This window comes from Mycobacterium sp. KBS0706, from assembly GCF_005938675.2.
Classification (GTDB): domain Bacteria; phylum Pseudomonadota; class Alphaproteobacteria; order DSM-16000; family Inquilinaceae; genus Inquilinus.
This window is the reverse complement of record NZ_VCCH02000181.1, coordinates 1-7,544: the sequence shown is the minus strand read 5'-3', so window position 1 is coordinate 7,544 and position 7,544 is coordinate 1. Positions and strand designations below refer to the sequence as shown.

8 protein-coding genes and 2 tRNA genes are annotated in these 7,544 nt (G+C 63.9%); 5 read left to right on the top strand and 5 right to left on the bottom strand.

The window, feature by feature from the left end; translation table 11 throughout:
* Window positions 1-263: 263 nt before the first annotated feature.
* The 4 genes from FFK22_RS40205 to FFK22_RS40190 all read right to left on the bottom strand — a co-directional run bounded on the left by FFK22_RS40205 (window position 264) and on the right by FFK22_RS40190 (window position 2,363).
* Window positions 264-340 (bottom strand) — tRNA-Arg (locus FFK22_RS40205).
* A 24-nt stretch (window positions 341-364) separates the two neighbouring features.
* Window positions 365-655, bottom strand: a complete 291-nt coding sequence (locus tag FFK22_RS40200; protein WP_138893450.1) for an ETC complex I subunit — start codon at window positions 653-655, stop codon at window positions 365-367.
* A 71-nt stretch (window positions 656-726) separates the two neighbouring features.
* Window positions 727-803: transfer RNA gene (locus FFK22_RS40195), tRNA-Pro, on the bottom strand.
* A 255-nt stretch (window positions 804-1,058) separates the two neighbouring features.
* Window positions 1,059-2,363, bottom strand: a complete 1,305-nt coding sequence (locus FFK22_RS40190) for a recombinase family protein (protein WP_221939244.1) — start codon at window positions 2,361-2,363, stop codon at window positions 1,059-1,061.
* Window positions 2,364-3,380: 1,017 nt separating this feature from the next.
* Between FFK22_RS40190 and FFK22_RS40185 the strand changes: the two genes are divergently transcribed.
* The 4 genes from FFK22_RS40185 (at window position 3,381) to FFK22_RS40170 (ending at window position 5,545) form a co-directional block, all read left to right on the top strand.
* Complete coding sequence (locus FFK22_RS40185) at window positions 3,381-4,109, top strand: helix-turn-helix domain-containing protein (protein WP_186002936.1); 729 nt, start codon at window positions 3,381-3,383, stop codon at window positions 4,107-4,109.
* 86 nt (window positions 4,110-4,195) lie between these two features.
* Complete coding sequence (locus tag FFK22_RS40180) at window positions 4,196-4,591, top strand: potassium channel family protein (RefSeq protein WP_221939243.1); 396 nt, start codon at window positions 4,196-4,198, stop codon at window positions 4,589-4,591.
* A gap of 182 nt (window positions 4,592-4,773) precedes the next feature.
* The gene (locus tag FFK22_RS40175; RefSeq protein WP_138893446.1) at window positions 4,774-5,229 is read left to right on the top strand and encodes a universal stress protein; all 456 of its coding nucleotides are present in this window, start codon (window positions 4,774-4,776) and stop codon (window positions 5,227-5,229) included.
* A 34-nt stretch (window positions 5,230-5,263) separates the two neighbouring features.
* Window positions 5,264-5,545 carry a BON domain-containing protein gene (locus tag FFK22_RS40170; RefSeq protein ID WP_138893445.1) on the top strand — a complete coding sequence of 94 codons (282 nt, stop codon included), beginning with the start codon at window positions 5,264-5,266 and terminating at the stop codon, window positions 5,543-5,545.
* Between the two features lie 211 nt (window positions 5,546-5,756).
* Here FFK22_RS40170 and FFK22_RS40165 read toward each other — a convergent pair whose 3' ends face one another.
* The gene (locus tag FFK22_RS40165; protein ID WP_138893444.1) at window positions 5,757-7,196 is read right to left on the bottom strand and encodes a carbohydrate porin; all 1,440 of its coding nucleotides are present in this window, start codon (window positions 7,194-7,196) and stop codon (window positions 5,757-5,759) included.
* 33 nt (window positions 7,197-7,229) lie between these two features.
* Here FFK22_RS40165 and FFK22_RS40160 point away from each other — a divergent pair, with 33 nt between their 5' ends.
* Window positions 7,230-7,424 (top strand): hypothetical protein, encoded by a 195-nt coding sequence (locus FFK22_RS40160; protein ID WP_138893443.1) that lies wholly within the window; start codon window positions 7,230-7,232, stop codon window positions 7,422-7,424.
* The last annotated feature ends 120 nt before the right edge of the window (window positions 7,425-7,544 follow it).

Genomic DNA, 7,544 nt, shown 5'->3' with positions numbered 1-7,544 from the left:
GCCCTAACCAGCCCATAGAGGCTTGCGCCGTAGATCGGGTCGACCAACCCGTAAACTGGGGACGACAGCTCGACGGCGCGGCGTTTCCTCTACAGGCGGAACACCCCCAGTTGAACAAACAGTCTATCCAGCCGGCAATGCGGCGGCCTCTCAAGGCCTGGAAAGCCGAGGTATCGGCTACGATCGCGGACTGTACAGAATTCGTGAATCTGTCCCATCCACAATTCCAAACTTCTATTTAATCTGATCAGACATTAGAAGGATGGCGACCCCGGCTGGACTCGAACCAGCGACCGTCCGCTTAGAAGGCGGGTGCTCTATCCGGCTGAGCTACGGGGCCGTATCCAGGTCTTCGCGTCCGTGCTCAGCGCGGCCGCGGGCGGAAATTGTCGGCATAGTTGCGCGGCACCACCCGGCGCTCGTGCTCCGGCAGCACGGAATAGGCGATGCTCTTGCGCTCGGCGAAGGCGATCGCCTCCTCCTTGCTCGGGAAGGTCAGCTGGACCTGATTCAGCGTGTCGCCCGAGGCGACCCAGCCCATCAGCGGTTCCGGCCGGCGCGGCGTCGCCGGCTCGTATTCCAGGACCCAATCCTGGACCTTGCCGCGGCCGCTCTGCATCGCGGATTTGGAACGACGATATATGCGCGCCTGCATGCTTCGGCCGACCCTCTGGCTGATCCCGGGCCCCCTCCTACCATCAAGCTCGATCGATGGAAACAGCGGGATGGTCGGGGCGGAGAGATTCGAACTCCCGACATCCTGCTCCCAAAGCAGGCGCGCTACCAGACTGCGCTACGCCCCGTGACCCGAACGCCGCAGGTTTCCTAGAGGTTTTGCAGTGGGTTGGCAAGGAGCATCTGCAGGCTCAATGAGAACAAAACAGCATCCATCCGGGCATCCTAAAGCCGGGAGTCCCGACATAGTCCCGACCAAAGTTCCATATTTGTTCACACAATCTCACCGGCAAGGACCTGAACTGCCGCCGACGCAAACACGAGTCACTGACATCCAATTTCCGGGCGCAGGTGACGATGGACAAGTCGATGCCAGTGGGCGGCTATGCTATCGCGAGCCTTGCAAGCGGCATCTTACCGCTGCGTCCTCGCCTGGCCCCTTCAGCCGCTATCACCGACTCAGCTTCAAATCGGGGACCCGCAACCGCGGTTGTTATCACTTCGGGTCGGGGCGCCGGCCGGCGGCCGGCTGCGAAGTCAAGGATGGCCATCAGCTCGCCGCTTAGCCGGGCCTTGACCACTCCCCTGCCCTCGCCCGGCGTCAACACCACCTGCCCGACCAGTGATCGGATCGCCTCCGCCGCTTCGTCCCGGGTCTCGGGATGTGCCAAGGTCTCCGTGAGTTCCCGCACCTTCCGCCGGTAGATCTCAGCCACGTTCGGATGCACATCCGAGATGTCGGCCGGCGCCTCGTTGAGCCGGGCCTCGATCTCAGCCTTCTGTTGCTCCAGTTCGTCCAAGCGTGCCTTCATGGATGGCTGGTACATGCCGTCCTCGATCGCCTGCATGATGCCGCGGATGCCGCGCTCGATCCGGACCAGTGCGGCGCGGTCCGCCTCTTCCCGCGCCCGCCGCTCATGGTTGTCGTGATTGGTCCGCTCAACGCAGGACCGCACCGCCTCCGCCACCGCCTTCGGCGAGACCAGCGTCTCGGTCAGCCCCGCCAGCACGCGCTTCTCAATCTTCTCCCGCGTGATCGTCCGGGAGTTGTCGCAGCGCCCACGCCGGAAGTGCGCGAGGCAACCATAGCGGCCCGCGGCCATGATGCCGTATTTGCCGCCGCAGCAGCCGCAGATGAGCAGACCGGACAGCAGAAAGGCCGGACGGCGCAGGCTGTGCATCGTCTTCGCCCGCGCCTTGCGCACCGCGATCGTGGTCGCCTCGAACTGTTTTGCCAGGACTGTCTGCCGCGCCTTCACCGCCTGCCACAGCTCATCGTCGACGATGCGCAGCGCCGGCACTTCGGTGCGGATCCACTTCGCCTCCGGGTTTGGCCGCGACACCCGCCGGCCAGTGGTCGGGTTCTTGACGAAATGAAGCCGGTTCCAGACCAGCACCCCCGCATAGAGCTCGTTGTTGAGGATGCCGGTGCCGCGGGAGGCATGTCCCCGGATGGTGGTGTCGGCCCACTCCCGGCCGAGCGGCCCCGGGATGCAGTCAGCGTTCAGCCCGGTCGCAATCGCATGCGGAGAGCGGCCGGCAGCGAACTCCCGGAAGATCCGCAGGACAACAGGCGCCTCGGCCTCGTTGATCCGCCGCTCGCCACGGAGTGGGTCGCCCTCGGCATCGGTGCGCTTGACCACGTCATAGCCATAGCAGAGCCCGCCGCCGGACCGGCCCTTCTCCACCCGGCCGCGGATGCCGCGTCCTCGGTGCCGGAAAGTCGATAGCGGTGAATGACGGAGCGGACGTTCTCGGCCCAGAGCATCCCGCCGAAATCGTTGGCGTTCTCGTGGTTCACCTGTCGATAGCCTCGGTCGGTCACGAGGCGGGCGCGGATCTCCAGATCGATGGCAGCCGAGACCAACTCGTCGATGTGCTCCTGGTCGAGGACGAAGGCGGACATGACAGTCTCCCCTTGCTTCGCGGCAGCGGGTTGATGCCGCTGCATCAACCCCTGCCCGTCCGGCGAGGACCGGGGAGTGGGGGCAAGGGCGGCCGTCAGGCCGGGACCAGAGCCACGCGCAGCCGCAGGCACTGCGGCGAGCATGGCGAGGACCCGCCCCTTGCAGGGCGAGGGGCAGAGCCCTTCGCCCCCTTCAGAAGTACGTGGACGTCAGAGTCGGGCTACGCACGCAGGCCGGCTCATTGTCACGTCAACCTTGGTCTCACTCAGCGTGTTCCAACGGGACTGATGTTCTGGTGGCTGGGGTAGATGAGGCCGTCACACTCAGTGATTCGGCCGCGTCCGGCGAAGTATATAGCAAGAAGGATCAAGACGAATGATATCGAGTACCTGAAGAATGAGCTCGCCGATGAATGGATCGGGGAATGAGAGGACGCGCTTCATCCGAGTGAGCCGTTCGCCTTACCCCTCTTAGCGTCTGACCGCGCGGAACACGACCTGACTATTGAAGAGCGGGATCGCCTGAGCCGTCAGATGCCTTCAACGAGCGGGCCCGCTACGGATCTCAGTGGGCCATTTCAGCTTAGCCCGGCCCAACTGCGCCGATCATGCGTCCATCGAACTCATCAAGTGATACTGATTCAGAGACGCTGAATGTAGAGTTCTAGCTGCCTGCTTCGGTTCGATGGGCTGGGGCGGCGCCAGATACGTAGTTCTCCTTACGTATCCTTCACAATGCACCGGTGCCGCGTGGAGGCGTATGACTGACGCACATCAAAGATGTGCAGCGGAGACCGCCATGCAGATGCAACCTGCTCTCTCGATCTCCTCGTCGCGGAACTTCGCTCCCGCCGTGCCGCAGACGATCTCTGGCGACGAGGCAGTCGATGCTCCGGCCGGACTTGCCGCGCTCGGTGCCGTGCTCAGCCTCAACCGCGGTGCCGCTGTCTACCGGGAGGGCGACCCTGCCCTGCACTGGTATCGCGTGGTCTCTGGCACTGGCTGCACCAGCAAGCTCTTGCCCGACGGCCGCCGCCAGATCGGCACTTTCCTGCATGCCGGCAACTTCTTCGGCTTCGACGCCTTCGACGAACACGGCTTCGCCGCCGAGGCCCTGACCGACATGGTCGTGATCCGCTACCCTCGGAAGCGCACCGACGCCCTCGCCCTGACCGACGGCGCCGTCAATCGATGCATCCGTGAGATCGCCTGCCGCTCCTTAACCGCCGCCTACGAGCGTCTGCTCACCGTCGGTCGGAAGACCGCGACCGAGCGCGTCGTCACCTTCCTGCTCGAGTTGGCGCGCGGGGCCCCGGACGGGCGGACGGTCAGCCTCCCCATGTCGCGCAGCGATATCGGTGATTATCTTGGCCTGACGCTCGAATCCGTCAGCCGCATCCTCTCCGCCCTGAAGCACGATGGGCTGATCGAGATGGCAGGAGCGCACCGCCTGGTGCTGCTCGACCGAATCGCACTGGAGCAGATCACGGCAGGCGACGAGCCGGCGGTTCGACTAGCGCGGGCGTGATCGCGGTCGCTCCGCTTTTGGAACCATGATGCGGATGGCTCGGCTCCGTGTACAAAGACCTCGCCCTTGGAACCGGCATAATCTCCATGACGGTCCTGCTGCATACGATCGGCTTGATGATCCTGACCCGGGTTACCGCTGATCTCGGGCGGTGGTGCCGTCTTAATCGACACGCCCTTGGCCGCACGATTTCGATGGTGGCCACAGTGCTCGGACTTTTTGCCATTCATACGGTGGAAATCTGGCTCTGGGCTCTCGCCTATGTGGTTCTCGGCGCCTTCACGGCCGTGCACGATGCCCTCTACTTTTCGACAACGACGTTCTCGACGATCGGTTACGGCGACCTGGTTCTCGACTACGATTGGCGCCTTCTCGGAGCACTCGAAGGCGTGAGTGGCTTTTTGCTCATCGGGTGGTCCACCGCCTATCTCGTTGCCGCATCCACCCGCCACGGGCCATTCCGTCTCGGCGAGCATTTCTGATTGGTCGACGAAGGGTGGGACGGGGGGTTCGCGGCCTCCGGCAACAGCGCATTGATCTCACTCAAAGCGGCGCCTTATCGCCGCGGTGGGCGGGGGAGGCCCGGTAGGCTGTTGACCTGGGTCAATGCGGCTCGCGGCTCGTGGCCCTGGAATGCGATGGCAATGTTCCAGAGGTCGAAGACATGAAACGCTATCTGATCTTGTGCGCCACCGACGGGTCGGCCGCCGCACAGAAGGCCATCGAGTTCGCTGCCGAGCTTGCTCGGGAGAAGCTCGGAGAGCTTCTGGTGATGCATGTCCAGCAGGCCCTTGGCAGCGAACTCATGCCCCAGGGCCTTGAGGAGCTTGAGCGCGTCGAGCATATCCGCGTCACCGAAGCCGACATGCTCCGCAGCGCGGCCGCACGCATTGCCGAGGAGGGGGTCCGCTATGCGCGGGAGTGCGGCGCACCGAGTGTCGAGAGCCTGGTCGCCGACGGTGACCCCGCCCGCCGGATCATCGAGACGGCAAGAGAGCGCGGCGCCGGGCTCATCGTGATCGGGAGCCGCGGCCTGGGTGATCTCCAGGGCCTGCTTCTGGGAAGCGTGAGCCATAAGGTGGCCCATCTCGCGCCGTGCACCTGCGTCATCGTTCGTTAATCACCTACGTGCAGACCATGTCCGGAGAGATGCGATGAAGTCCGACAGCGAGATCAAGTTTCACGTCGAGCAGGCCCTCCAATCCGATCGCCGGTTCGATGCAGCCGATATCTCGGTCGCGGTGCAGCGAGGGGTCGTGACGCTCTCGGGCTTTGCCCGAAGTCAGCTCGAGCGCTACCAGGCCGAAGGTGCTGCGAGACGCATCTGGGGTGTCATCGGCTTGGTGAATGAGATCAAGATGGGCCCGGCCAGCGACGGAGAGCGCGCGGCCCCTGAACCGATCCGCGCCGCCGCGCCAGGGCTGCATCGGAGATAGGGCGCCGCCGAAGGATCTCGACCACCGGAGAGAACACTTCCCGCGCCGCCGTCTCACGTGCGGCAGACGCCGTCGAGCTTCCCTCTAGCCAAAGCGGTTGCACAGCCTCCAGCGTCATCAGGTTCCGAGTGAACACGCTGGGTTGCAACCTTGGGGATGGTCCGTAACGAGCTGAGCGCCTGAAGGGTCTGCCAGCCCTCGGAACGCGCCTTCAGAACGTGATCGTTGCACGCAGACCGAGAACAGCTGCATCGCCGATCATCTTTGATGGTCGGCTGGGATCGGGGATACCGCCCCCCGGGCTGAAGACGTATTGAAAGTCTGGCTGCAATGTCCACCACGGCGTGATCTGGGCCTGGTAGGTCACCTCAAGCACCGTCTCGGCATCACGGATCGGGCGCGGGTTCCCCGAGACGGTGACAGTGTCCGCGTCAAGATTCCTCGCCGTGTCGCCGATCCGCGAATAGATGACGCCGATGCCGGCCGTGTCGTCGGGACGGCCCCGGATCATCCCCTTGTAGTTCGCGCCGGCATTGACATAGAAGCTGATCTGGTTTCGGTCGCTCGGCGCCGCCATGATGCGCCCAAACAGTCCGAGGCCCTGGTCCTTCGTCCCGGGGACCCGATAGATCATCTGATCCGCGAGAGCGTAGATTCCCCAATCTCCACGATGGAGCAGCGGCACGCCGTTGCTCACCGGCTCGGCCAGGGACAGACCGTCGGTCCCGAAGCGCTGATCGGGAAAGGAGTTTGAATTGTACCAGGCGCCCACTTTGTAGGTGCCGGGCAGGCCCGTATCGGTCCCGGAGCTGTTGACCGAATATTCAACCTCTCCAATCAGAAGGGCGCCCTTGTCGACGCGAAACGAGGTGCCCGAGCCATTGTCGTCGGGATCGCCATTGTAGAGGCCGACCAGCAGCGCCAGATCGTCCGTCGGTTGAACTTTGACCCGCACACCCGGCGTCGCAAAGGGATAGGCCGGTCCTCCGGACGGCAGGTCGATCGCGGTCAGCGTCGCCCAACCGAAGCCGGAATTGACGAACAGCCCGCCGTACTGGCTGACGGCGAATTCCTGGTCCGCTGCCTGCTGACCGATGCGGATTGATACCCCGCCATTGAGGATCGACTGCTCGTACCAAAGCTCGAACAGACGCGTGGACGGTTTCGCTTCGATGCCGCTGGCGACGTTCAGGTTGTCCAGATTGTTGGCGCTCAGTCCCTTCCCATGGATCTGGAAGCCGCTGACGTTGAAGGTGCCGCCCCCGAACCCCAGGAGCTTTTCCGTGTCGACAGAGAGCGTCGCCAGGGTCGCGCCCTCATAGATCACTCCCCTGTGGACTCCGCCGGTGATGTTGCCGAGGACCTCGCTTGTCTCCTGTGCCTTCAACTCAATTCCGATGTCCTCCAGGCTCGCACGGACGCCTCCCAGGTCCCCCAGCAGGGTGTCGCGATCCCGCAGGCTAATACCGGACTGCGTCGTCGGCTCGGTCGCGGGGACCTGACTGGACAACGACGACGGCGGCACCTGCGCAAGAGCCGACGACGCCATCAGGAGTCCAGAACTCAGGACAACGGCAGCGAAGAAAGAGTTCCACATTCGGACGAGCACGTCCCCATCCATCGACGCCGCCGTGACGAAATCCAGACGCATGACGTGACCCTGCTCTTGAAGGAGCGATCAGGCATGGTGAAGCTGCATGTCCTGCACGGGATCGAGTTTCGCGCGGCCTGCAGCGACTGCTGCGCCATCCCTTCCGGCGCAGCAGCGTCCGACCGGTACAGGCCTATCGTTGCTCGCCACGTGATTTTCCTCGCACTGCCGGTGTCGGCATCTGACGCCGGAGAGGCGGACTACTGCCAAACAATCTCCGATTACTAAGAGGCTATGGTCGGAGCTGCCGGCAGCGCCATCGCACCAAGGAATTGCGCGGCACTCCATTCGTTGCGCCGGCCTACACCTTGGTTTGGGATCATAACCACCAGACCGCCCCGACCGGAG

Excerpts from the sequence above, each read along its gene's own strand:
- FFK22_RS40160 (WP_138893443.1), top strand. The coding sequence starts at position 7,230 with ATGGTGAAGCTGCATGTCCTGCACGGGATCGAGTTTCGCGCGGCCTGC.
- FFK22_RS40180 (WP_221939243.1), top strand. The coding sequence starts at position 4,196 with ATGACGGTCCTGCTGCATACGATCGGCTTGATGATCCTGACCCGGGTT.
- FFK22_RS40170 (WP_138893445.1), top strand. The coding sequence starts at position 5,264 with ATGAAGTCCGACAGCGAGATCAAGTTTCACGTCGAGCAGGCCCTCCAA.
- FFK22_RS40165 (WP_138893444.1), bottom strand. The coding sequence starts at position 7,196 with ATGCGTCTGGATTTCGTCACGGCGGCGTCGATGGATGGGGACGTGCTC.
- FFK22_RS40175 (WP_138893446.1), top strand. The coding sequence starts at position 4,774 with ATGAAACGCTATCTGATCTTGTGCGCCACCGACGGGTCGGCCGCCGCA.
- FFK22_RS40200 (WP_138893450.1), bottom strand. The coding sequence starts at position 655 with ATGCAGGCGCGCATATATCGTCGTTCCAAATCCGCGATGCAGAGCGGC.
- FFK22_RS40185 (WP_186002936.1), top strand. The coding sequence starts at position 3,381 with ATGCAGATGCAACCTGCTCTCTCGATCTCCTCGTCGCGGAACTTCGCT.